We start from the raw sequence: 21,364 nt of genomic DNA, 5'->3' as shown, positions 1-21,364 counted from the left end.
GACCGTGCTGGGGACCTGCCATGAAGCTGAAAATCGCCGTCCAGATGGACCACATCTCCACCGTGTCGATCGCCGGAGACACTTCGTTCGCGCTGTCGCTGGAGGCGCAGCGGCGCGGCCATCAGCTCTACCACTACACGCCCGACCGGCTGTCGCTGCGCGACGGCAAGGTGTTCGCCCGCATCGAGGAGATGCAGGTACGCGACGAGAAAGGCAGCCACTATTCGCTGGGGGAGAAGGTGCGAACCGACCTGTCGGAGATGGACGTGATCCTGCTGAGACAGGATCCGCCCTTCGACATGAACTACATCACCACCACGCACATACTGGAGCGCATCCACCCCAGGACGCTGGTGGTCAACGACCCGGCCTGGGTGCGCAACAGCCCGGAAAAGATCTTCGTCACCGAGTTTTCCGACCTGATGCCGGAAACGCTGATCACCAAGGATCCCCAGGAGGTCGCCGCCTTCCGCAAGGAATTCGGCGACATCATCGTCAAGCCGCTCTACGGCAATGGCGGCGCGGGCATCTTCCACCTGCTGGAGGCCGACCGCAACCTCGCCTCGCTGCTCGAAATGTTCGGCCAGTTGTTCCGTGAGCCCTACATCGTGCAGCGCTACCTGAAGGACGTGCGCAAGGGCGACAAGCGCATCATCCTGATCGACGGCGAACCGGTCGGGGCCATCAACCGGGTGCCGGCCGAGCACGATTCCCGCTCCAACATGCATGTCGGCGGCCGCGCCGAGAAGACCGAGCTGACCGAGCGCGAGCGCGAGATCTGCGCCCGCATCGGGCCGGCACTGAGGGAACGCGGCTTCATCCTCGTCGGCATCGACGTCATCGGCGACTACATGACCGAGATCAACGTGACCTCGCCGACCGGCGTGCGCGAAGTCAAACGCTTCGGCGGCGCCGACATCGCCAGCCTGTTCTGGGACGCGGTGGAGGCCAAGCGGAAATAGCCGTTTTCATTTCGTATTAACCATGTTCCGTTTTTGCAACCGGAGACAATCGCGCTGCAACTTCAGCGATTGCATGTTCCTGTAATGTTCTTGATTTAGCCGAGGAATTGTGATTGTCTCCGGGCCAGGCCCTTCGCGGCCTGATTGTAAAAGGCTTGGGGCAAGCCCAGATCCGGGGGCAAGACATGGTGGCGCGGGTTCGCACGGTTGCTTTCCAGGGCATCGAGGCCGTGCCGGTCGACGTGCAGGTGATGATAGCGCCCGGCAAGGTCAACATGCATATTGTCGGGCTGGCCGACAAGGCGGTGGCCGAAAGCCGCGAACGGGTGCAGGCGGCACTGCATGCTTCCGGCCTGTCGATGCCGTCCAAGAAAGTCACTGTCAACCTGGCGCCCGCAGACCTGCCCAAGGAGGGCAGCCACTACGATTTGCCGATCGCGCTCGGCCTGATGGCGGCGCTTGGCGCCATTCCGGGCGACATGCTGGCCGGCTATGTCGTGCTTGGCGAACTATCGCTCGACGGCACTATCGCCGCCGTCGCCGGCGCCTTGCCGGCCGCGATTGGGGCCAATTCTGAAGGCAAGGGCCTGATCTGCCCCTTCGCCTGCGGCCCGGAAGCCGCCTGGGCCGGCAAGGACTTCGACATACTCGCGCCGCGCAGTCTGATCGCCATCGCCAATCATTTCCGCGGCACGCAGGTGCTGTCGCGGCCTGAAGCCGGCATCCATGCCGCGGCGCGCGACCTGCCCGATCTTGCCGACATCAAGGGCCAGGAAACCGCCAAGCGGGCGCTGGAGGTGGCGGCGGCCGGCGGGCACAACCTGCTCATGGTCGGCCCGCCCGGATCGGGAAAATCGATGCTGGCGCAGCGGCTGCCGTCGATCCTACCGCCGCTGGCGCCGAAGGAATTGCTCGAAGTGTCGATGATCGCCTCCGTCGCCGGCGAGCTCGGCGAAGGCAAGCTGACCGACCGGCGGCCGTTCCGCGCGCCGCACCATTCGGCCTCGATGGCGGCGATGGTCGGCGGCGGCATCCGGGCGCGGCCGGGCGAAGTGTCGCTTGCGCACCACGGCGTGCTGTTCCTCGACGAATTTCCCGAATTCACGCCGCAGACGCTCGACGCGTTGCGCCAGCCATTGGAGACCGGCGACTGCATGATCGCGCGCGCCAACACCGCGTCACCTATCCGGCGCGTATCCAGCTTGTGGCGGCGATGAACCCGTGCCGATGCGGCATGGCCGGCGAGCCCGGCTATCGCTGCCTGCGCGGCGAACGCTGCCGCACCGACTACCAGGCGCGCATCTCGGGCCCGCTGCTCGACCGCATCGATCTCAGGATCGAGGTGCCGGCGGTCTCGGCCAGCGACCTGATCCGGCCCGACCGGGCGGAGAAGAGCGCCGACGTGGCGCTGCGCGTGGCGCGTGCCCGCACCCTCCAGCGCGAGCGCTTCGAACGGCTCGGCGTCACCAGCGCCACCACAAACGCGCATTGCGCGCCGGCGGTCATCGAGGAGATCGCCATGCCTGACGCATCGGGCCTGTCGCTGCTCAAGGACGCCAGCGAAAAGCTCGGCTTCTCGGCGCGGGCCTATCACCGCGTGCTGAAGGTGGCGAGAACACTGGCCGATCTCGACGCCAGCGAGACCGTCGGCCGCATTCACTTGGCCGAAGCGATCTCCTACCGGATGAGTTCGGAGCGGGTGGCACAGGCGGCGTAGCGCGCTCTCGCTCGAGAGGAGGGGAACGAAACGCCGGCGGCTCCAAATCTCCGGTTCAGGCCGCTCCCTTCGCCTTCAGTTCCAGCCTCCGCGCGTGCAGCACCGGCTCGGTGTAGCCGTTGGGCTGGATGCGGCCCTTGAAGACGAGGTCGCAGGCGGCCTGGAAGGCGACGGAGCCGTCGAAATCGGCGGCCATCGGCCGGTAGAGCGGGTCGCCTTGGTTCTGCTGGTCGACGATATCAGCCATGCGCTTCATCGTTTCCATTACCTGGTCGGCCGTGCAGACGCCATGATGCAGCCAGTTGGCGATGTGTTGCGAGGAGATGCGCAGCGTGGCGCGGTCCTCCATCAGGCCGACATCGTTGATATCTGGCACTTTCGAGCAGCCGACGCCCTGGTCGATCCAGCGCACGACATAGCCCAGAATGCCTTGCGCATTGTTGTCGAGCTCCGCCTGGATATCGGCCGGCGACCAGTTGGGCCGCACCGCGACCGGCACCGACAGGATGTCGTCGAGCTTGGCCTTCGGCCGGCTCTTCAGCGCCGCCTGGACGGCGTGGACATCGACCTTGTGATAATGGGTGGCGTGCAGCGTCGCCGCCGTGGGCGAAGGCACCCAGGCGGTGTTGGCGCCGGCCTTGGGGTGGGCGATCTTCTCGGTGAGCATCGCCGCCATCAAATCGGGCATCGCCCACATGCCCTTACCGATCTGGGCATGGCCGGCAAGCCCGCATTCCAGCCCGGTGTCGACATTCCAGGCCTCGTAGGCGGAAATCCAGGCGGCCTGCTTCATGTCGCCCTTGCGGATCATCGGGCCGGCTTCCATCGAGGTGTGGATCTCGTCGCCGGTGCGGTCGAGGAAGCCTGTGTTGATGAACACGACGCGCTCCCTGGCGGCGCGGATCGCCTCCTTGAGGTTGACGGTGGTGCGCCGCTCCTCGTCCATGATGCCCATCTTGATGGTATTTTCGGCCATGCCGAGCAGGGCCTCGACGCGATCGAAGATCTCGACGGCGAAGGCGACTTCCTCGGGCCCGTGCATCTTGGGTTTCACGACATACATCGAGCCCGCGCGGGAGTTGGCGCGGCGGCCGTTCGGCCCGACATCGTGCAGCGCGATCAGCGCGGTCATCGCCGTGTCCATGATGCCTTCCGGCACCTCGTTGCCGTCGCGGTCCGTTATCGCCGGATTGGTCATGAGGTGGCCGACATTCCTGACCAGCATCAGCGAGCGGCCGGGCAGCGTCACAGTACCGCCATTGCGCGAGGTATAGGACCGATCGGGGTTGAGCTTGCGGACGAAGGTCCGGCCGCCCTTGGTGATCTCTTCGGCCAGGTCGCCCTTCATCAAGCCGAGCCAGTTGCGGTACACGACGACCTTGTCCTGCGCATCCACCGCCGCGACCGAATCCTCGCAGTCCTGGATGGTGGTCAGCGCCGATTCCAGGATGATGTCGGCGATGCCGGCCGGATCGGTGCGGCCGATCTGGTTGTCGCGGTCGATCAGGACCTCGATATGCAGGCCGTTGCTGACCAGCAGCACGGCTTGCGGGTTGGCGGCATCGCCGCGATAGGCGACGAACTGCCTGACGTCGGCAAGCGTGGTCGAGCCGGCGCCGGCGCTGAGCCGCAGCGCGCCATTGGCCAGCGAAAGGCCGTTGACGCCGGCCCATTTGCCCGATGTGAGCGGCACCGACTGGTCGAGAAAGTCCTTGGCCCAGGCGACGACTTTCGCACCGCGCGCGGGGTTGAAGCCGTTGCCCTTCCCGGCGCCGTCTGTCTCGGGAATCGCGTCGGTGCCGTAAAGCGCATCATAGAGCGAGCCCCAGCGCGCATTGGCGGCGTTGAGCGCATAGCGCGCATTCATCACCGGCACCACAAGCTGCGGCCCGGCGACGACGGCGATCTCGGGATCGACCTTTTCGGTCGTCACCGAGAAGGACGGGCCTTCGGGGACGAGATAGCCGATCTCCTTCAGGAAGGTTTTGTAGGCTTCCATGTCGACCGGCGCGCCATTGGCGCGATACCAGTCATCGAGCTTTTCCTGGATAGCGTCGCGCTTTGCCAGCAGTGCCCGGTTCTTCGGCGCGAGGTCGTGGACGATGGCCGAAAAGCCGTTCCAGAATTTGTCCGGATCGATGCCGGTGCCCGGAGCGGCCTCGTTGACAACGAAGTCATGAAGTTCGCGGGCGATCCGCAATCCGGCGATTTCGACGCGATCGGTCATCAGGCTGCTCCAGATGAAAGGCTTTCGCGGGCCTTTGGCATGTTGGGAGTGCAGGGTCAATTCAGCTTAGGGTGAAGGCAAGGCAGGTAGGCGCGGTTTTTAGGCTTGGTGCCGGCGGCGACGCTGCCAATCTCCCCCCAAGTGGGGGAGATGCCCGGCAGGGCAGAGGGGGGCGCGAAGGAATGCCGACCTCGGCAAGTTTCGGTATTTCGTGCAGTCGGTCGACGTCGAGTATGAGCGGGCGCTGCTCCGAGACGCTGGCGGGACAGCGCCCCCCTCTGGCCTGCCGGCCATCTCCCCCACAAGGGGGGAGATCACCCTCCATCACACCGCGATCCGTGGCCTGCCCGAAGCCACCGCCACCACATGCGCCTCGATGAACATACGCTGGGCTTCGACGGTGGAGACGCGGAATTCGGTCGCGACATCGATCTCGGCGCTGTCGGTGCCGGCGTCCCTGGCGCGCTCCGCGACGATGGCGCGCACATCGGCCTCGGCGGCCGCGATCGCCGCCGCCTCGTCGAGGAAATCGCGCACGGTCTCGCCCGAGGCAAGACGGAACAGACCTTCCTTGGGCTGGCTGACGCGCGCCTCCGCCGATACCCGGACCTGGCCGACCACGGCGCCGAGCGCGTTGGCGACATCCGTATCATCAGGCACCACGCAGTCATTGCCGACCAATGGCGGCAGTCCGGCATAGTGCAGCGGCGCCGAGGCGCCGAGGCCGATCACCGGCCGGTCGAGGGCGACGCTCAGGCGCGCAATGCCGGGATGCGCGTCGACGGCGCGCTGCACCAGCGCATGCGCAACGGTGGCCGCGCCGTCGAGCCCGTCCTCGGCGAAGGCGGTTTGAAGGATATATTCGGCCGACCAGCGCGTCAGCGCCGCCAGCACGCGCTCCGAGATCGCCTCGGGAGAGGCCGCGATCGCCTGGCCGCGGCCGTCGCGCTTGCGGGCAAACAGCTCTGCGCCGAGGCGGGCGGCCGCGGCATCCCAGTTCGCCTGCTTGCCAAGCACATGCGCCGCATCCGACGGCGTGAACCCTGAAATGTGCACCAGCCCGCGCGACACCAGGCGGTTCAGGGTGGCGTTCTGGGCATTCGAGGTCAAAAGCCTGTCGAGAGGCAAAGGCATTGCGCCGATCGCTTCATAGAGCCTTGCTTCCGGAGCGGTCAGCCCGGCGGCAAGACGGTCGGGCACGCCGGTGCGCACCGCGAAACGGCCGTCCATGCGACCGGTGTTCGGCGCGCGCAGCTGGCGCTCGAGTTCCGCCAGAACCGCCTCGTGATGCACCATGCCGGCCAGCGCCAGTGGCACCAGCCGGCGCGGTCCAAGCAGGAGCCTGGGGTTGAGAGCGCCGTCTTCCAACGCCACTTCGGAATCTCCGCCGAGGCCGAAGGTGCGCATGGCGACCGCTTCGACCATGGTGCGAAAGCCGCCGACGGTGGCGCCTTCCGGATCGAGCCGCGGCCGGCCCTTGTCGAGCACGGCAACGTCGGTGGTGGTGCCGCCGATGTCGGAAACCACCGCGTTTTCCAATCCGGTCATGTGGTGCGCCCCGACCAGGCTGGCGGCCGGGCCGGACAGAATGGTCTCGATCGGCCGCTGGCGGGCGAACGCCGCCGACACCAGCGCACCGTCGCCGCGCACCACCATCAGGGGCGCCGCGATGCCGCGCGCCTCGAGAAAGCCTTCGGTCGCCGCCACCAGCCGGTCGATCATCGAGATCAGCCGGGCGTTGAGCAGCGTCGTCAGCGCCCGGCGCGGACCGCCTAGCTTGGCCGACAATTCATGGCTCGCGGTGACCGGCAGGCCGGTTTTCTCCCGGATCAGCTCGCGGGCGGCGATCTCGTGCGCCGGGTTGCGGGTGGCGAAATAGGCGCAGACGGCAAAGCCCGAGACCGAGCCGCCGAGTTCGGACAGCGCCGCCTCAAGGCCGGACAGGTCGAGCTTGGCGGTATTGCCGTGCACATCGTGGCCGCCGGGGCAGAACACGACCGGATCGGTGCCCAATGCCGCCTTCAGCCCATCGCGGGCAAGGTCCGCCTCGGAAAAGCCGATCATGATCAGCGCGACGCGGCCACCCTGGCCCTCGACCAGCGCGTTGGTGGCAAGCGTCGTCGACATGGAGACAAGCTTGATGGCGGCCGGATCGGTGACCGCTTTTTCCAGAACCGCGTCGACGGCGCCGGAAATGCCAACGGCGAGATCGTGCCTGGTGGTCAGAGCCTTGGCCTTGGCCAGCACCTTTCCCTTGTTCGGCCCGCTCTGCGGGCCTTCGGTTTCAGACCACAGCACGGCATCGGTGTAGGTGCCGCCGGTGTCGATGCCGAGGAAAAGAGGTTTTGGCTTGGTCTTGGTCATGTCTGATGATGGCCCGAGCAGATAGGAAAATGCTTCTCGCCCTTAACCTATAGCGGCCGGACGATAAAGCTGAGAGCGCTGGGCCACGGGAGGAGTTCGATCTCCCCCACGAGGGGGGAGATTGGCAGCTTCAATGGCAGGGTCAACCTACCCCACGAACCCAACCTTTTTATGCGACCCATCGCAATACGGCTTGTTCGCCGAATGGCCGCAGCGGCATAGGAAGGCGCGTTGCGTGCGGTCGACCGTGTGGCCGGTGCCGGTGACGATTTCCATATTGCCTTCGAGCTTGAGCGGCCCGTCTTTCGTCGGCGTAACCTTGAGTGGCCCGTCGCGCGCGTCCAGCGCCGGCGTGTCCTTCAGCGCCGGCTCGCCGGTGGCGGCAAAACCTGATTTGTTGTGGCTGCCGTCGCAGAACGGCTTGTTCTGCGACGCGCCGCAGCGGCAGAGCGTGGCGCGGTGTAACGTCTCGCCGTCGAGCATAATCTCGGCGTGGACGGCCAGCGGGCCATTTTCCCTGATGCGCACGGTGTTGACCACCGGCGGCCTTTCCTGCGGCCCGCCATCCTTCCTGACATAGGTAATGGCGCCTGACGGGCAGCTTTCGGCAATGGCGACGATCTTCTCGACGCTGGCCGCGTCGGGATGGATCCACTCTCCCGGCGCGTTCGGCACGAAGACATGCGGATCGCCCAGCACGCAATTGCGCGAATGGATGCAGCGCCGGCCGGCAAAGCCGACGTCTATCTTCTCGCCCTCGACCGGACCTGCCATCGCCTTGCTCCTGTTGCCTGACGCACGCCGCCTGGATGCGGCGTGCTTTGGGTGCTGTTCTTGCAGGCTATGCCCCAGGCAGGAAAAGCGTCAAGCTGGCAAGCCGGTCAGGGAACCAGTTCGATTTCCTCGGTCTCGCCGCCGCTGCAGGTATAGCAGCAATCGTCGCATTTTTCCTTGTCGCCGGGGCCGACGCCCCAATAGGTGCCTTCGTCGCCGTCGACCCAGGCGCCGTAGCAGATCGATTCGCCCTCGTCGCAGGAGACCGGCAATTGCCTGGTCTCGCCGTCATCGAGGTAGAAATCCTTGCCGTTGCCCGGCCACACATAGTCGCGGTCCTGGCTGTAGAGCTCGAGGCGCATGGCATTGGGATGGCTGTTCTTGATGGCGAAGGTGACGTCGCCGGCATGGGCCGACGGCACCAGCAGCATGGCAAGAGACAGCGCGGCCAGCGAGCGGCGCGCATAGGCGTAGAACATGATATCCCCCAAAAATAAACGGCCCACCCGGCCGCCTTGCGGGCATTGCACGGGGCGAGCGATCGCTAAAGGGGGCGACCGCGACAATCCCGGACTAATTTTGGGGAGATTGGCGCTACTCCACCAGGTCGACGGTCTCGGTCGAATGGTGCACGCAGATGAAACAGCAATCGTCGCAGGGCCGGTCGTTGTCCGGGCCGACGCCGGCCGAGATGGCGTCATTGCCGTTGACCCACGCGCCGTAGCAGATGCGTTCGCCCTCATTGCACGAAATCGGCACCGATTTGCGTGAGCCGGGATCGATCAGGAACACCTTGTCGTCGCCCGGCCAGACCGTTTCGCGGTCGCGGCTGAACAGTTCGACCGCAACGGCCTGCCCGCGCTGGTTCTTGACGAAGAAAGCCATGTCGGCAGCCCCAGCCGAGGTGGTGAAAACCAATGCCGCGAGTGTGGCCGCGCGAAAGAGCGTCACGATTGGACCTTTCGAACCATGCCAGCAGACTCGCATGGCCGCCGCGAACTAGGAAGCCGCCTCCGCCGCGATCTGGCGTCCCAGCCGCAGCGTTTCCGGGACCAGCAGGTGAAGATCGTCGCGCCGGGTCCGGTGGTTGGTGATCGCCACGCGCAGGCAATGCTGGCCTTGCACCGTCGTGTCCGACAGTGCCGCAATGCCTTGTTCCTGCAAACGCAGCATGATCTCCGTGTTGAACCGCTTAAGCTCCTCGCCGGACGCCCCGGCAAGCCGATGCCGGAAGCAGACGATGTTGATCGTGGTCGGCGCCATCAGCACCAGCGACGGCTCGTCCTCGATCAGTCCGGCGAGATAGGCCGCTTGCGCGATGTTCTGGTCGATCAGGCGGCCGAATTTGTCGACGCCATGCTCCTTCAGCGCCATCCATACTTTGAGCGCGCGAAAGCCGCGCGACGTCTGCAAGCCGTAGTCGTGCAGCCATTCGCCGGAGGCGAGACCACGCGGCGTCGATTCCAGATATTCGGGCGTCACGGCGAAGGTACGGCGATGCGCGAGGGCGTCCCTGACCAGGGCGCAGCCGGCCTCGAACGGCGCGTGCAGCCATTTGTGCGGATCGAGCGCGATCGAATCGGCCCATTCGATGCCGGCGACGCGATGGGCGTTCTGCGGAGCGATGGCGACCAGGGCGCCGATGCAGCCATCGACATGGAACCAGAGCTCTTCCTCATGCGCCAGCTTGGCAAGCGCCCGCAGGTCGTCGATCGCTCCGGTGTTGACCGTGCCGGCATTGCCGATGACGCAGGCCGGTTTGAAGCCCGCCTGACGATCCTCGGCAATTGCCGCCCGCAAGGCGGCGATGTCGATGCGCAGCCCGGAATCGGTCGGTATTCGCCGCAAGGCCCGGTTGCCGAGGCCGAGCGCCTCCATGGCTTTGCGGTGACAGGAATGGAGCTGGTCCGAGCCATAATAGCGCAGGGGCTTCTCGATGGCGGCAACGCCGTGCTCGCGCACGTCGATGCCGGCCTTGACGTTGCGCGCCACCGTCAGCCCGATCATGTTTGCCATCGAACCGCCGCTGACCAGCGTGCCGCTGGCCGAGACGGGAAACCCCAGCATTTGCTTGCACCAGTTGACGACCTGGCAGTCCATCAGCCCGGCGGCATGGTTGCCGCCGCCGAGGTTGGAGCCCTGGATCGCCGCCAGGAAATCGCCGAGCGCGCCGGTGAAGTTGCTCGAGCCCATGTACCAGGCCCAGAAGCGAGGATGGATGTTGCCCATCGGGTATGACATCACGGTGCGGGAGACCTCGCCATAGACGGCGGCCAGCCGCGCCGGCGTTCGCGGCAGGGGTGCGGCGAAGACCTCCCTCACGTCAGCCGGCACCTCCCGCCAGACCGGACGGTCGCGCACGTCGCGCAGATAGTCGACGGCATCGTCGATGACCCGGTGCGACAGGGCCTGCACATCGGCCCAGTCCAGGGGGTCAAGCGTCTCCTCGGCTACAGCGCCAAGGGTTTCCTGCGCGACGTCCATGACAGCCTCCCGTCAAGCCGCCGGGAACTGGCAGCCGGGCGTCGAGCGCGACAGCGCCATCTCGTCGGCGTCCATCTCGGCATCGATGCCGTCGAACAGCGGCGTCGTCATGTAGCGTTCGCCGGTGTCGGGCAGCATGCACAGGATCACCGATCCGGCCGGCGCCTCCTCGGCGACCTGCCGCGCCACGGCGAAGGTGGCGCCGCCGGAAATGCCGGTGAAGATGCCTTCCTTCTGCGCCAGCGCCTTGGCCCATTTGATGCCCTCGGGCCCGGCAATCGGCATCACCTCGTCATAGAGGCCGGCATCGACCGCTTCCTGCAGCACGTTGGGGATGAAATCAGGCGTCCAGCCCTGGATCGGATGCGGCTCGAAGGCCGGATGGCTGGCGGCGGGCGCCCCGTCGGCGCCGCGCTGCTGCGCCTTGCCGCTGCCGATGAGCTGGGCGTTGGCCGGCTCGGACAGGATGATACGGACATCCGGCCGCTCACGGCGCAGCACGCGCGCCACGCCGACCACGGTGCCGCCAGTGCCGTAGCCGGTGACGAAGCAATCGAGCCGCGAGCCGGCGAAATCATTGATGATCTCGCGCGCCGTCGTCGCCTCGTGGATGGCGGCGTTGGCCCTGGTTTCGAACTGTCGCGCCAGGAACCAGCCATTGGCCTCGGCCAGCTCCACGGCCTTCTTGTACATGCCGAACCCCTTTTCGGCGCGCGGCGTCAGCACCACCTTGGCACCCAGCATGCGCATCAGCTTGCGGCGCTCGACGGAAAAGCTGTCGGCCATGGTGACGACCAGCGGATAGGCTTTCTGCGCGCAGACCATGGCGAGCCCGATGCCGGTGTTGCCGCTGGTCGCCTCGACGATGGTCTGGCCCGGCTTCAACGCGCCGCTGCGCTCGCCCTCCTCGATGATGTTGAGCGCCAGCCGGTCCTTCACCGAGGCAGCCGGGTTGAAGAACTCGGCCTTGACGTAGATCGTCGCGTGGGCCGGGCCAAGATTGTTGATGCGGATGACCGGCGTGTCGCCGACCGTGTCCAAAATGCTGTCGAACAGGCGGCCGCGGCCGGCCGTGGTTCTGATTCTTGCTTGCTGCAACATGTCTGGTCTCCTCGTCTGTGTTGGTACCTTGCGGTCACGGGCCGGTTACAAACCGGCGGCTTGGGCGGCGAGGTTTCGAGACCTTGCCGCGCTAGGGTCGCTCGACGTGCCGGCAATGCGGCTGCCCGCATCCCGGCGCGCAACTCGCAACCGGGTGCGTTCATGCCGTGTTCGGTGATAAACGAGGGCCGACCGGCCAACGTGGGAGGAAGCGTGGGAGCAAGCGTGGAAATGCACGTGGAATCCGCTCGACCGAGCCTGGATCGCGGCAAGCCCGCTCTTGCCGTGCGCCTGCTCGGGCCGTTCGCGGTCGTGCGCGATGGCGTGCGGGCCGAATTGCCGGCATCGCGCAAGCTGCGCGCGCTGCTTGCCTATCTGGCGCTGGCCCCGCATCCGGTGGGACGCGCTCGGCTGTGCGAGCTGTTGTGGGATGTTCCGAACGACCCCAGGGGCGAGTTGCGTTGGTGCCTCAGCAAGCTTCGCGCCGTCCTCGACGAGCCGGGGCATCGTCGGGTCGAGACACAGGACGACACGGTCGCATTGCGCCTCGACGGCTGTTTCGTCGACGCGCTGGAGGTTAGCGCCGCCGCCGCGCAAGGGATCGCCTCGCTCGACGCCGAGCGCCTGCGATCGCTGTCGGAGCTGTTCGCCGGCGACTTTCTCGACGGTCTGGAGCTCGACCGCAGTCCGTTTTTCGAGAGTTGGCTGATCGCGCAGCGCCGCCGCTTCCAGTCGTCTCACGCCGCCGTGCTGGAGCACCTTGTCGCGGCGGTTCCGCCCGGTTCGGAGGCGGCAGCAGCCGGTCTTGACCGGTGGGTGGAGCTGGCGCCGTTCGACGGCCGCGCGCATCTGGCGCTGCTCACGCATCTGGCCGGGCGCGGCGCCATCGGCGCGGCCGAGCAGCACCTGACGGCGACGGCGCAATTGTTCCAATCGGAAGGGTTGGACTTCGGACCGGTGCGCGCGGCCTGGCAGGCGCTGCGCGACAAGCCAGCGGAAGATCGGCCAGCGGAAGATCGGCCGTCGATAGATCGGCCGGCGGTAGATCGGCCGGCGGTAGATCGGCTTGCGGCGCAGCCCGCCGGCATCGCGGCATCGCCGCCGTCGCCCGCTCCGGCGGGCGTGGAGCCCAGCCACGCCTCGCTGGCGGTGATGCCGTTCGTCGAGACTGGCGGTCCTTGCGGCACGCGCGGCGGGATCGCCGACGGCCTGACCCATGACATCATCACGCGTCTGGCCAAGCTCAGGGATTTCTTCGTCATCGCGCGCGGCTCGGTCTTCGCGCTCGCCGAGAAAAACATCGCGCCGCAGGAAGCGGGGCGGCAGCTGAATGTGGACTATGTCGCCACCGGCACGGTGGGCACCGTGGCCGGCCGCGTCATCATCGCCGTCGAGCTCATCGAGGTTCGCACGGCCAGGATCGTCTGGGCCGAGAGCTTCGAGCGCCGGGCCGACGACCTCTTCGGCGTGCTCGACGATATCGGCAACGCGATCGTCTCGTCTATCTCGGCCGAGATCGAGACGGTCGAGCGCAACCGCGCCATGCTGAAGGCGCCCAACTCGCTCAACGCCTGGGAGGCCTATCACCGCGGCCTCTGGCACATGTATCGCTTCACCCAGCCGGAAAACGAGTTGGCGCAGCATTTCTTCGGCGTGGCGACGGCGCTCGACCCGACCTTCGCCCGCGCCCATGCCGGCCTGTCCTTCACCCATTGGCAAAGCGCTTTCCAGCGCTGGGGCGACCGCGACCACGAAAGCGCGCTAGCCTACGAGACAGCGGGGCACAGTCTCCTGGTTGACGAACAGAACCCTGCCGCGCACTGGGCGATGGGCCGGGCGCTGTGGCTGCGCGGCGAACAGGACGGATCGCTCTTCGAATTGGAACGGGCAGTGGAGCTCAGCCCCAATTTCGCGCTCGGCCACTATGCGCTGTCCTTCGTCCACTCGCAGTCAGGCGATCCGCAGTCGGCGATCGGCTCCTCCGACCATTCGCGCCATCTCAGCCCTTTCGACCCGCTGCTGTTCGGCATGCTGGGCGCGCGCGCCATGTCGCATGTGCGGCTCGGCCAGTTCGAGGAAGCGGCAGAATGGGCGCTAAAGGCGGCGGCGCGGCCCAATGCCCACGCCATCATCCTGGCGATCGCAGCACACTGCCTGGCGCTGGCCGGGCGGCTCGACGAGGCACACAATTTCGCCGCCGCCCTCCGCAAGGCGCTGCCGGACTACCGCGCCGACGATTTCATCGGCACGTTCCGTTTCGAGGCGGACGCGGAGGCATTGTTCCGGCAAGGCGCAAAGCGGATCGGATTGAACTGAGCCAGCGCAATTCCCGCCGGTTAACGATTTCGGAAGGGGTTGTTTAACCGTTCGTCGCTACGTCACCGCCCGGGAGGGGCATGACAGAGAGTGTATGATGAGCGACAGCCCTGACAAGCGCAATGAATGGCGCGCCATTCTTTACGTGCAAGCCCGCGTGGCGGTCCTGTTCGTCCCGGTCGTCGCCAGCCTGCTGATCATCGCCGCACTTGCCGGCAACGACCGCAAATCCGTTCCCGCCGTCGACCGGACGGTGACAGGGTCCGTGCGATAAGGGCACGGTCATCGACAGCGCACGTTTCCCGCCGGGCGTGCGCATGATGTCGGGCAAATCCCTGCGGCTTTCTGTCGGCGGGAATGACCAGGCGATCGGTCGCACAGGCAACAAAAAAGCCCGGACGAGCCGGGCTTTTTCTGCGAGTCTCTGAACCGTCGAACGGTTCAGAGACGGGAATTTGGTGCCCAGAAGAGGACTCGAACCTCCACTCCTTGCGGAACACGGACCTGAACCGTGCGCGTCTACCAATTCCGCCATCTGGGCTGGTGCGGGCTCAATAAGCGGGCGAGCGGTGTGTGTCAACGCGGTTTTTTTTTCGAGGGCTGCCGCGCGCCGGCTCAGTTTCGGGCGTTGGCGCCGCCCCTCACCTGCCTGCCGGCATCCTCTCCCCGTATAGTGACGGGGAGAGGGGCGCTTTCATCAACGGTTTCGCCAATCACCAGCGTTGCGGCCAGCCCTTTCTCCCCGTCACTATACGGGGAGAAATGTCCGGCAGGACAATGAGGGGCGGCGCCGACTTTGACAATTTGGTGACCGGGACGCTTGCCGGTCAGCCCTCCAGCACTTCCTTCGACGCCACGGTGGAATCGGCGTTGAGCGTGTAGATGACCGGCACGCCGGTGCCGAGCTCCAGCTTGACGATCTCCTCGCCCGACTTGCCGTCCAGCGCCATGATCAGCGCACGCAGCGAATTTCCGTGGGCGGCGACCAGGACCGTGCCGCCGCGCAGCACATGCGGCTGGAGGTCGTGCAGGTAATAAGGCCAGACGCGGGCGCCGGTGTCCTTCAGGCTTTCGCCACCGGGGGGCGGCACGTCGTAGGAGCGGCGCCAGACATGCACCTGCTCCTCGCCCCATTTCTTGCGCGCGTCGTCCTTGTTGAGGCCGGAGAGGTCGCCATAGTCGCGCTCGTTCAGCGCCTGGTCGCGGACGGTTTCCAGGTCGCTCTGGCCGACGGCGTCAAGAATGTGCTGGCAGGTTTTTTGCGCCCGGACCAGCGCCGAGGTGAAGGCGATGTCGAACTTCAGGCCGCGTGCCTTGAGCTTCTGCCCGGCTGCCTTGGCCTCGGCGTGGCCCTGTTCGGTCAGGTCGACGTCACGCCAGCCGGTGAACAGGTTCTTCAAATTCCATTCGCTCTGGCCATGGCGCACGAGCACGAGGGTTCTCGACATTTTTGCTCCTCTGGGATCTGAGCAATTCCAGCAGAAGTGGGAAGCGGTTTTCTGTCCGGAATTGCATGTGGATGAAGATGGTCCGGGGTCGTTTCAGGCAAGCCCGAGCACGTCCCGCATCGAGTAAAGGCCGGGCTTCCTGCCATGCGCCCACAGGGCTGCCTTGACGGCGCCGCGGGCGAAGATGGTGCGGTCCTCGGCATGGTGGGCCAGCGTGATACGTTCGCCGGTGCCGGCCAGGATCACGCTGTGGTCGCCGACCACCGAGCCGCCGCGCAGGGTTGCGAAGCCGATCGAGCCCGGCTTGCGCACGCCGGTGTGGCCGTCGCGGACGCGCACATCGTTGCCGGCAAGCGGCACGCCACGCCCCGCGGCGGCGGCTTCGCCCAGCAGCAGAGCGGTGCCGGACGGCGCGTCGACCTTGTGCCTGTGATGCATTTCGAGGATCTCGATGTCGAAATCCCCGGCGTCGAGGGCGCGCGCGGCCTGTTCGACCAGCACCGCCAGGAGATTGACGCCGAGGCTCATATTGCCCGACTTGACGATCGTCGCATGGCGCGCCGCGGCGGCGATCCTGGCATTGTCGTCGACCGAGCAGCCGGTCGTGCCGATGACATGGACGATGCGCGCCTGCGCCGCATAGCCGGCGAATTCGACGGTCGCAGCCGGGGCGGTGAAATCGAGCACGCCGTCCGCCCCGGCGAAGGCCGGCAGCGGATCGTGCGATATCGGCACATTGATGATGCCGATGCCGGCAAGCTCGCCCGCATCCTTGCCGAGATAGGGCGATCCTTGCCGCTCGATCGCGCCGGCGACGCGTGCGCCCGGCATTGTGTGGATGGCGCGGATCAGCGTCTGGCCCATGCGGCCGGCGGCGCCCACCACCACCAGGCCCATATCGCCCGCGGGTCTGTCGGCTGTCGGCGTTTCACTCATCTCGCGCTCCCGGCGATGCCCTGCGTCTCGATAGGTTGCGTCGGCCCTGGCGCCGGAGTTTGGATCGGCGCGCCGTCATCGACAAGCCCCAGGCCCTTCCTGCCCTGCACCCGGTGGAAGCGGGAATAGACGCTGTGCGGGTCGGCCATCAGCGAGGCATGGGTGCCCTGTTCGACCAGATGGCCCTGTTCCAGCACGATGATGTGGTCGGCATTGACCACCGTCGACAGCCGGTGGGCGATGACGATGGTGGTGCGCCCCTCCATGACGTGGGTCAGCGCTTCCTGGACCTTGGCTTCCGCCTCATTGTCAAGCGCCGAGGTCGCCTCGTCGAGCAGCAGGATCGGCGCCTGGCGGACGATGGCGCGGGCGATCGACACACGCTGGCGCTGGCCGCCCGACAGCGACGCGCCGTTTTCGCCGACGGGCGTGTCGTAGCCCAGCGGCTGCTGGCGGATGAAGCCGTCGGCCTGGGCCAGTCGCGCGGCCTGCTCGATCTCGGCATCTGTGGCGGAGAGCCGGCCATAGCGGATGTTATCGCGGATGGTGCCTTCGAACAGATAGGGCTGCTGCGAAACATAGGCGATGGAGCTGCGCAGCGATTGCTTGGTGATCTTGGAAATGTCCTGGCCGTCGATCTCGATCGTGCCCGACTCGACGTCGTAGAAACGCTGCAGCAGCGCCACCAGCGTCGTCTTGCCGGCGCCGGAGGCGCCGACGATGGCCGTCATCTTGCCGGCGGCGGCGACGAAACTGAGGTCCTGCAGGACCGGTGCCTCCTCGACATAGCGGAAGCTCACATTGTTGAACCGCACTTCGCCCGTGGTGAAATTGGCCTCGGCGGCTCCCGGCGCATCGCCCTGCTGCGGCTCGAGATCGAGGATTTCGTAGATCATGCGCGCATTGACCAAAGCGCGCTCCATGCCGACCTGCATGCGCGCCAGCCGCCTTGCCGGGTCGTAGGCCAGCATCAGCGCGGTGATGAAGGAGAAGACGGCGCCCGGCGGCTGCCCGAGGACGAGCGCACGATAGCCGGAATAGGCGATGACGCCGGTGACGGCGAGACCGGCCAGCATGTCGGAAATCGGCGACAGCCGTTCCGAAACCCGGGCGATCTTGTTGCCGCGGTGCTCGGCGCTGTTGGCGAGCTGGCTGATGCGTCGCGATAGCTCGTCCTCCATGGTGAAGGCCTTGACGATGGCGATGCCTTGCGTGGCTTCCTGCATGGCGCCGATCAGCCGGGAGTTGATCTGCACCGATTCGCGGGTGATGCGGCGCACCCGGCGCATCAGGTAGACAACGGTGTAGATGAGCGGCGGCCCGATCACCAGCGAGCTGAGCGACAGGACCGGATCCTGGTAGATCATGACGCCGAGCAGCCCGAACAGCGTCACCCCGTCGCGCGCGATCGACGTCAGCGTCATCGACAGCAGGTCGCGAATGCCGTTGACGTTCTCGTTGACCTGCGCCGCCAGCCGGCCCGATCTCGTGTCGTTGAAGAAACCGACGCCGAGCTTCATCAGGTGATCGAAGATGCGGCGCTGGTAGCGCGCAACCAGATTGTTGCCGACGGTCGCCAGCGTCACCGCCTGGCCGTAGCCGGCGAAACCGCGCACGAGAAAGGCGCCCATGACGCCGGCGCAAATCCACACGATCAGATCGCCGCGCCGCTCATAGAAGATCTGGTTGACGACCGGGCTCATGATCCAGGCGGTGAAAGCGGTCGTGGCGGACACCGCCAGCAGGCAGGCCCCGGCAAAGATGTAGGACCAAAGGTAGTCGCGGCCGTTCTCGGCGATGATACGGCGCAGCACCGCCCAGACCTCGCCGGGGGTGGCTTTCTGCTTATGTGGAGCTTGGAGTGTCAAATCGGGAGCGCTTCGTGGTTTCCGCTTGGTGGGACGGGCTGCACACGGCATCCCTTCTGGCGCCCCTCTTAGCGCCAAGCGGCCGGCTTGCCTATGCCTGCGGCTGATTAACTTCGTCGCGGGGACCGGACGGACGCCTGGTCCGTCATGCGACCCAGCCTAGGCCTGCCAGCGGCGGCCCGCGGTCTGCACGCCGAACAGCGAAGGGTTCCTGGCGTAGGCGGCGAGGCCCAGAAGGGCCGCCAGCGGATGGGTGATGACATAGACGGGCATGGTGCGCATCAGTTCGCTGTGCGGGGCCTTGTCCTCGAAGGCGGCGCGGAAATTGCCCTGTTTCAGCGCCGGCACGATCTTCTGCGCGATGCCGCCGGTGAGAAAGACGCCGCCACGGCTCATGAACACCAAGGCGAGATCGCCGGCGGTGCGCCCAAGGCAGGTGACGAATATCTCCAGCGCTTCCTGCGCAACCGGATCGGTCCTGGCAAGTGCCGCTGCGGTTATTTCGGCCGGCGTGGTGAAGGGCGACGGTTTGCCGTCCGCCTTGGCCACCGCCCGGTAGACGTTGACCAGGCCGCGTCCGCACAGGATCTGCTCGCCCGAAATGCGGCCCTCGATCTTCTCGATATGCGGGAAGACCTCGAAATCCCTGCTAGAACGCGGGCCGATGTCCATGTGGCCGCCCTCGCCGGGCACCGGGATCCAGTGGCGCAGCGCGTGCACCAGCCCGGCGACGCCGAGCCCGGTTCCGGGACCGAGCACCACGCGGCCTGCATTGGGCTCCGGCGTGCCGCCGCCGATCTTTTCCATGTGCTCTTCGCCGAGCGCCACGACGGCCAGCGCCTGCGCCTCGAAATCGTTGAGCACGACGATGTCGCTGAGCCCAAGGCTGGCGAACATCTGCCGGGGCTTGACGATCCACGGGCAATTGGTGAGCTCGATCTCGTCGCCGTCGACCGGGCCGGCCACCGCCAGCACCGCCGAATTGGGACGGACCGAGGAGCGGTCGAGCACCGCCGCCTGGATCGCCTCGTCTATGGTGTTGTAACTGGCGGTCTGGACGATCGCCGGCTCGCCGGCTTCCGAATTGGCGTCGAGCACGACCGAGAAGCGCGCATTGGTGCCGCCGATGTCGCCGATCAGGATCGGGAACCGCAGCGCCGTGTCGTCGTCGCCTGTGTTTGGCATGCTTTGTCGTCCGTCCCCGGCGCCCGACGGCCCATTGCCGTTCTCCCGTTGACTAGCGCATGAGTTTGAAAAGGGAAACGGTTTTCGAAACCGATGGTGCGCACGACCGATTTATGAAGTCGAACGGCCGCGACTAGGCTGCCGCCTTGTGCTCCTCGCGGGCAGCGGACCAGACCTCGCGGGCCGCATCGGCGTTCATGGCGGCAATTCCCAGGCCGACAATCAGGTCGGGCCACGCAGAATGCCAGATCACCGCGGTGAGAAGGCCCGCGGCGATTATGGCGACGTTGGCAAAGGCGTCGTTCCGCGCGGAGAGGAACGCGGCCTTTGTCAGGCTGCCGCCGTGATGGCGGAAGCGCGCCAGCATGAACGCGCAAGACAGGTTCACGGCCAAAGCCCCGGCGCCCGCAAGCGACAGTGGCAATGGTGACGGCGCGACCGGCAGGTTGAACTTGACCCAAGCCGTCCAGAGCGTTGCCAAGGCAGGCACCAGAAGAATCGCCGCCAGAGCCATGCCGACCCTTGCGCGGCTGCGTGCGCCCCAGCCAAGGGCAACGAGAATAAGCAAATTGAGCGAGGCATCTTCCAGGAAATCGACGCTGTCCGCGAACAGCGACACGGAGCCGATCGCAGATGCCACGGCGAACTCGACGATGAAGTAGCCCAGGTTCAGAAGGGCCACCCACCGGACGACGCGGCGAAGGCCTATATCCTGCGTTTGCAATGCCGGCCCTCCTGCTCGCGGGATAACGAATGAACGGCGGCGAAGCGCCGGGGCGTCAACTGACGCGGTCAGTTTCCCGGCCGTGGCCGCGGCACCGGTACGCCGATCTCGGGCGTCGCGGTGAAGGCGTTCACCATGCCTGGCAGGCCGGCCGTGCCGCTGGCCGCGGTGGCGGGCAGCGACGGCGCTTCGGGTTCGGGCGCGGCGACCGCGACCGGTACGGCGCCGCCATGGTAGGTGGCTGCCTCGACCGAGGCCGGCCCGGGCGCGTCGAGCACGGCGCGGCATTCTCTCGGCAGGTTCGCCATCGTCATCAGATCGCGCGCCTTGGGCGCATCCGGGTTCTTGTTGGGCCGCCACGGTTCCTGCGTGAACCACCAGGCCAGCGGCTTGCCGCAGCCGTCGTCGGCCGGGGTCGCTTCCTGCGCCTTGCAGTTGGGCGAGCCCGGCTGGCAGCCGATGCGCATGTGGAAGTGATAGTCGTGGCCCCAGAACGGCCTGATCTTGCGCAACCAGGAGCGGTCGCCCCTGACGGTGTCGCAGAGCTTCTTCTTGATGCCGGGATTGACCAGGATGCGCTCGACCTCGGGATAGCTCGCCGCGCGCTTCAAAAGCCGCGTATGCGCGGGCGTCCACAGCGCGTCCTTCACCAGATGCGTCTTTTCGTCGACCATCAAGGTGGCGCTCATCGTCTCGCGCCGCGCCATCGACAGCGGACGGCGGGGCATCGGCGTCAGCCAGATGTCGGCATCGAGCCCGATCTGGTGCGAGGCATGGCCCGTCAGCATCGGGCCGCCGCGCGGCTGCGCGATGTCGCCGATCAAAAGGCCCGGCCAGCCGTCGGCGACGGCATCGCGCGACAGTTTCTCGACCAGCGCGATCATCGCCGGATGGCCCCAGCGGCGATTGCGCGACGGCCGCATCACCTGCCAGGTCGGGCCGTCCATGGGGATGGCGACGCCGCCGGCAAAGCAGCCCTTGGAGTAGAAGCCGAAGGATTGCGGGGCGGTCGCAGCCGGCAGTTTCATCGCGCCGAACAGGTCCTTTGCCCGTTCCTCGGCCATTGCCGGCCGCACGGCGAGACTTGTGAGGGCGAGCAGGCCAAAAGCCGCCGCCAGCTGTGAACGCTTGCCGAGCCGCATCGCTGTCTCCATGAACCCCCGCCGCAAACCCAAGCCCGAATCATAGCACGCAATGGACGTTGCTTCGATCGCCGGAGCGGTTCCGTTTTTCACAAACCGGTCAACCGCCCTGTTTT

At 66.5% G+C, this 21,364-nt stretch carries 16 protein-coding genes, 1 tRNA gene and 1 pseudogene; 4 read left to right on the top strand and 14 right to left on the bottom strand.

The features are described from left to right. Positions 1–20 precede the first annotated feature (20 nt). Both gshB and FJ942_RS11925 read left to right on the top strand, forming a co-directional pair. Positions 21–962: a glutathione synthase gene (gene gshB / locus FJ942_RS11930; protein ID WP_140514181.1), complete on the top strand. Its 942-nt coding sequence runs from the start codon at positions 21–23 to the stop codon at positions 960–962. Between the two features lie 185 nt (positions 963–1,147). Beyond that, positions 1,148–2,679: pseudogene (locus tag FJ942_RS11925) on the top strand (YifB family Mg chelatase-like AAA ATPase). A gap of 55 nt (positions 2,680–2,734) precedes the next feature. On the opposite strand, the gene FJ942_RS11920 reads toward FJ942_RS11925, so the two are convergent. The 7 genes from FJ942_RS11920 to FJ942_RS11885 form a co-directional block, all read right to left on the bottom strand. After that, positions 2,735–4,906 (bottom strand): malate synthase G, encoded by a 2,172-nt coding sequence (locus tag FJ942_RS11920; RefSeq protein ID WP_140897802.1) that lies wholly within the window; start codon positions 4,904–4,906, stop codon positions 2,735–2,737. A 324-nt stretch (positions 4,907–5,230) separates the two neighbouring features. Next, a complete protein-coding gene (locus tag FJ942_RS11910) occupies positions 5,231–7,270 on the bottom strand; it encodes a hydantoinase/oxoprolinase family protein (RefSeq protein ID WP_140897800.1) in 2,040 nt (679 codons plus the stop codon). Between the two features lie 147 nt (positions 7,271–7,417). After that, the gene (locus FJ942_RS11905) at positions 7,418–8,044 is read right to left on the bottom strand and encodes a CDGSH iron-sulfur domain-containing protein (protein WP_140547389.1); all 627 of its coding nucleotides are present in this window, start codon (positions 8,042–8,044) and stop codon (positions 7,418–7,420) included. Positions 8,045–8,151: 107 nt separating this feature from the next. Beyond that, positions 8,152–8,523 carry a hypothetical protein gene (locus tag FJ942_RS11900; RefSeq protein ID WP_140491675.1) on the bottom strand — a complete coding sequence of 124 codons (372 nt, stop codon included), beginning with the start codon at positions 8,521–8,523 and terminating at the stop codon, positions 8,152–8,154. A 115-nt stretch (positions 8,524–8,638) separates the two neighbouring features. Continuing rightward, the gene (locus FJ942_RS11895) at positions 8,639–8,995 is read right to left on the bottom strand and encodes a hypothetical protein (protein WP_140524348.1); all 357 of its coding nucleotides are present in this window, start codon (positions 8,993–8,995) and stop codon (positions 8,639–8,641) included. 48 nt (positions 8,996–9,043) lie between these two features. Continuing rightward, positions 9,044–10,528 (bottom strand): aspartate aminotransferase family protein, encoded by a 1,485-nt coding sequence (locus tag FJ942_RS11890; RefSeq protein ID WP_140897798.1) that lies wholly within the window; start codon positions 10,526–10,528, stop codon positions 9,044–9,046. 12 nt (positions 10,529–10,540) lie between these two features. Beyond that, entirely contained in the window at positions 10,541–11,629 is a 1,089-nt protein-coding gene (locus FJ942_RS11885) for a pyridoxal-phosphate dependent enzyme (protein ID WP_140580305.1), read from the bottom strand. A gap of 231 nt (positions 11,630–11,860) precedes the next feature. Here FJ942_RS11885 and FJ942_RS11880 point away from each other — a divergent pair, with 231 nt between their 5' ends. Beyond that, positions 11,861–13,945, top strand: coding sequence for a transcriptional regulator (locus FJ942_RS11880; RefSeq protein ID WP_140738983.1), 2,085 nt, complete (start codon positions 11,861–11,863; stop codon positions 13,943–13,945). A 97-nt stretch (positions 13,946–14,042) separates the two neighbouring features. After that, on the top strand, positions 14,043–14,219 hold the full coding sequence (locus FJ942_RS11875) for a hypothetical protein (RefSeq protein ID WP_181165187.1): 177 nt from the start codon (positions 14,043–14,045) through the stop codon (positions 14,217–14,219). Between the two features lie 182 nt (positions 14,220–14,401). Here the strand turns inward: FJ942_RS11875 and FJ942_RS11870 are convergent. The 7 genes from FJ942_RS11870 to mepA all read right to left on the bottom strand — a co-directional run bounded on the left by FJ942_RS11870 (position 14,402) and on the right by mepA (position 21,260). Further along, positions 14,402–14,486: transfer RNA gene (locus tag FJ942_RS11870), tRNA-Leu, on the bottom strand. A 286-nt stretch (positions 14,487–14,772) separates the two neighbouring features. Further along, on the bottom strand, positions 14,773–15,393 hold the full coding sequence (locus FJ942_RS11860; RefSeq protein ID WP_140491695.1) for a 2,3-bisphosphoglycerate-dependent phosphoglycerate mutase: 621 nt from the start codon (positions 15,391–15,393) through the stop codon (positions 14,773–14,775). Between the two features lie 93 nt (positions 15,394–15,486). Beyond that, the gene (gene dapB, locus FJ942_RS11855; RefSeq protein WP_140897796.1) at positions 15,487–16,329 is read right to left on the bottom strand and encodes a 4-hydroxy-tetrahydrodipicolinate reductase; all 843 of its coding nucleotides are present in this window, start codon (positions 16,327–16,329) and stop codon (positions 15,487–15,489) included. After that, the gene (locus tag FJ942_RS11850) at positions 16,326–18,248 is read right to left on the bottom strand and encodes an ABC transporter ATP-binding protein (protein WP_140524356.1); all 1,923 of its coding nucleotides are present in this window, start codon (positions 18,246–18,248) and stop codon (positions 16,326–16,328) included. The genes dapB and FJ942_RS11850 overlap by 4 nt, the downstream gene beginning before the upstream one ends. A 108-nt stretch (positions 18,249–18,356) precedes the next feature. Continuing rightward, positions 18,357–19,382: a glucokinase gene (locus FJ942_RS11845; protein WP_140625274.1), complete on the bottom strand. Its 1,026-nt coding sequence runs from the start codon at positions 19,380–19,382 to the stop codon at positions 18,357–18,359. A 133-nt stretch (positions 19,383–19,515) separates the two neighbouring features. Beyond that, the gene (locus tag FJ942_RS11840; protein ID WP_140524360.1) at positions 19,516–20,106 is read right to left on the bottom strand and encodes a cation transporter; all 591 of its coding nucleotides are present in this window, start codon (positions 20,104–20,106) and stop codon (positions 19,516–19,518) included. Between the two features lie 68 nt (positions 20,107–20,174). Then, the gene (gene mepA / locus FJ942_RS11835; RefSeq protein WP_140685313.1) at positions 20,175–21,260 is read right to left on the bottom strand and encodes a penicillin-insensitive murein endopeptidase; all 1,086 of its coding nucleotides are present in this window, start codon (positions 21,258–21,260) and stop codon (positions 20,175–20,177) included. Between the last annotated feature and the right edge of the window lie 104 nt (positions 21,261–21,364).

Source organism: Mesorhizobium sp. B2-4-2 (genome assembly GCF_006442845.1).
Classification (GTDB): Bacteria; Pseudomonadota; Alphaproteobacteria; order Rhizobiales; family Rhizobiaceae; genus Mesorhizobium.
The sequence above is the reverse complement of the archived record's forward strand: the minus strand, read 5'-3'. Positions and strand labels throughout refer to the sequence as shown.

Coding starts and splice junctions, on each gene's coding strand:
- dapB (WP_140897796.1), bottom strand. CDS start 16,329: ATGAGTGAAACGCCGACAGCCGACAGACCCGCGGGCGATATGGGCCTG.
- FJ942_RS11905 (WP_140547389.1), bottom strand. CDS start 8,044: ATGGCAGGTCCGGTCGAGGGCGAGAAGATAGACGTCGGCTTTGCCGGC.
- gshB (WP_140514181.1), top strand. CDS start 21: ATGAAGCTGAAAATCGCCGTCCAGATGGACCACATCTCCACCGTGTCG.
- FJ942_RS11910 (WP_140897800.1), bottom strand. CDS start 7,270: ATGACCAAGACCAAGCCAAAACCTCTTTTCCTCGGCATCGACACCGGC.
- FJ942_RS11875 (WP_181165187.1), top strand. CDS start 14,043: ATGAGCGACAGCCCTGACAAGCGCAATGAATGGCGCGCCATTCTTTAC.
- FJ942_RS11845 (WP_140625274.1), bottom strand. CDS start 19,382: ATGCCAAACACAGGCGACGACGACACGGCGCTGCGGTTCCCGATCCTG.
- FJ942_RS11900 (WP_140491675.1), bottom strand. CDS start 8,523: ATGTTCTACGCCTATGCGCGCCGCTCGCTGGCCGCGCTGTCTCTTGCC.
- FJ942_RS11850 (WP_140524356.1), bottom strand. CDS start 18,248: ATGCCGTGTGCAGCCCGTCCCACCAAGCGGAAACCACGAAGCGCTCCC.
- FJ942_RS11880 (WP_140738983.1), top strand. CDS start 11,861: ATGCACGTGGAATCCGCTCGACCGAGCCTGGATCGCGGCAAGCCCGCT.
- FJ942_RS11920 (WP_140897802.1), bottom strand. CDS start 4,906: ATGACCGATCGCGTCGAAATCGCCGGATTGCGGATCGCCCGCGAACTT.
- FJ942_RS11860 (WP_140491695.1), bottom strand. CDS start 15,393: ATGTCGAGAACCCTCGTGCTCGTGCGCCATGGCCAGAGCGAATGGAAT.
- FJ942_RS11885 (WP_140580305.1), bottom strand. CDS start 11,629: ATGTTGCAGCAAGCAAGAATCAGAACCACGGCCGGCCGCGGCCGCCTG.
- mepA (WP_140685313.1), bottom strand. CDS start 21,260: ATGGAGACAGCGATGCGGCTCGGCAAGCGTTCACAGCTGGCGGCGGCT.
- FJ942_RS11890 (WP_140897798.1), bottom strand. CDS start 10,528: ATGGACGTCGCGCAGGAAACCCTTGGCGCTGTAGCCGAGGAGACGCTT.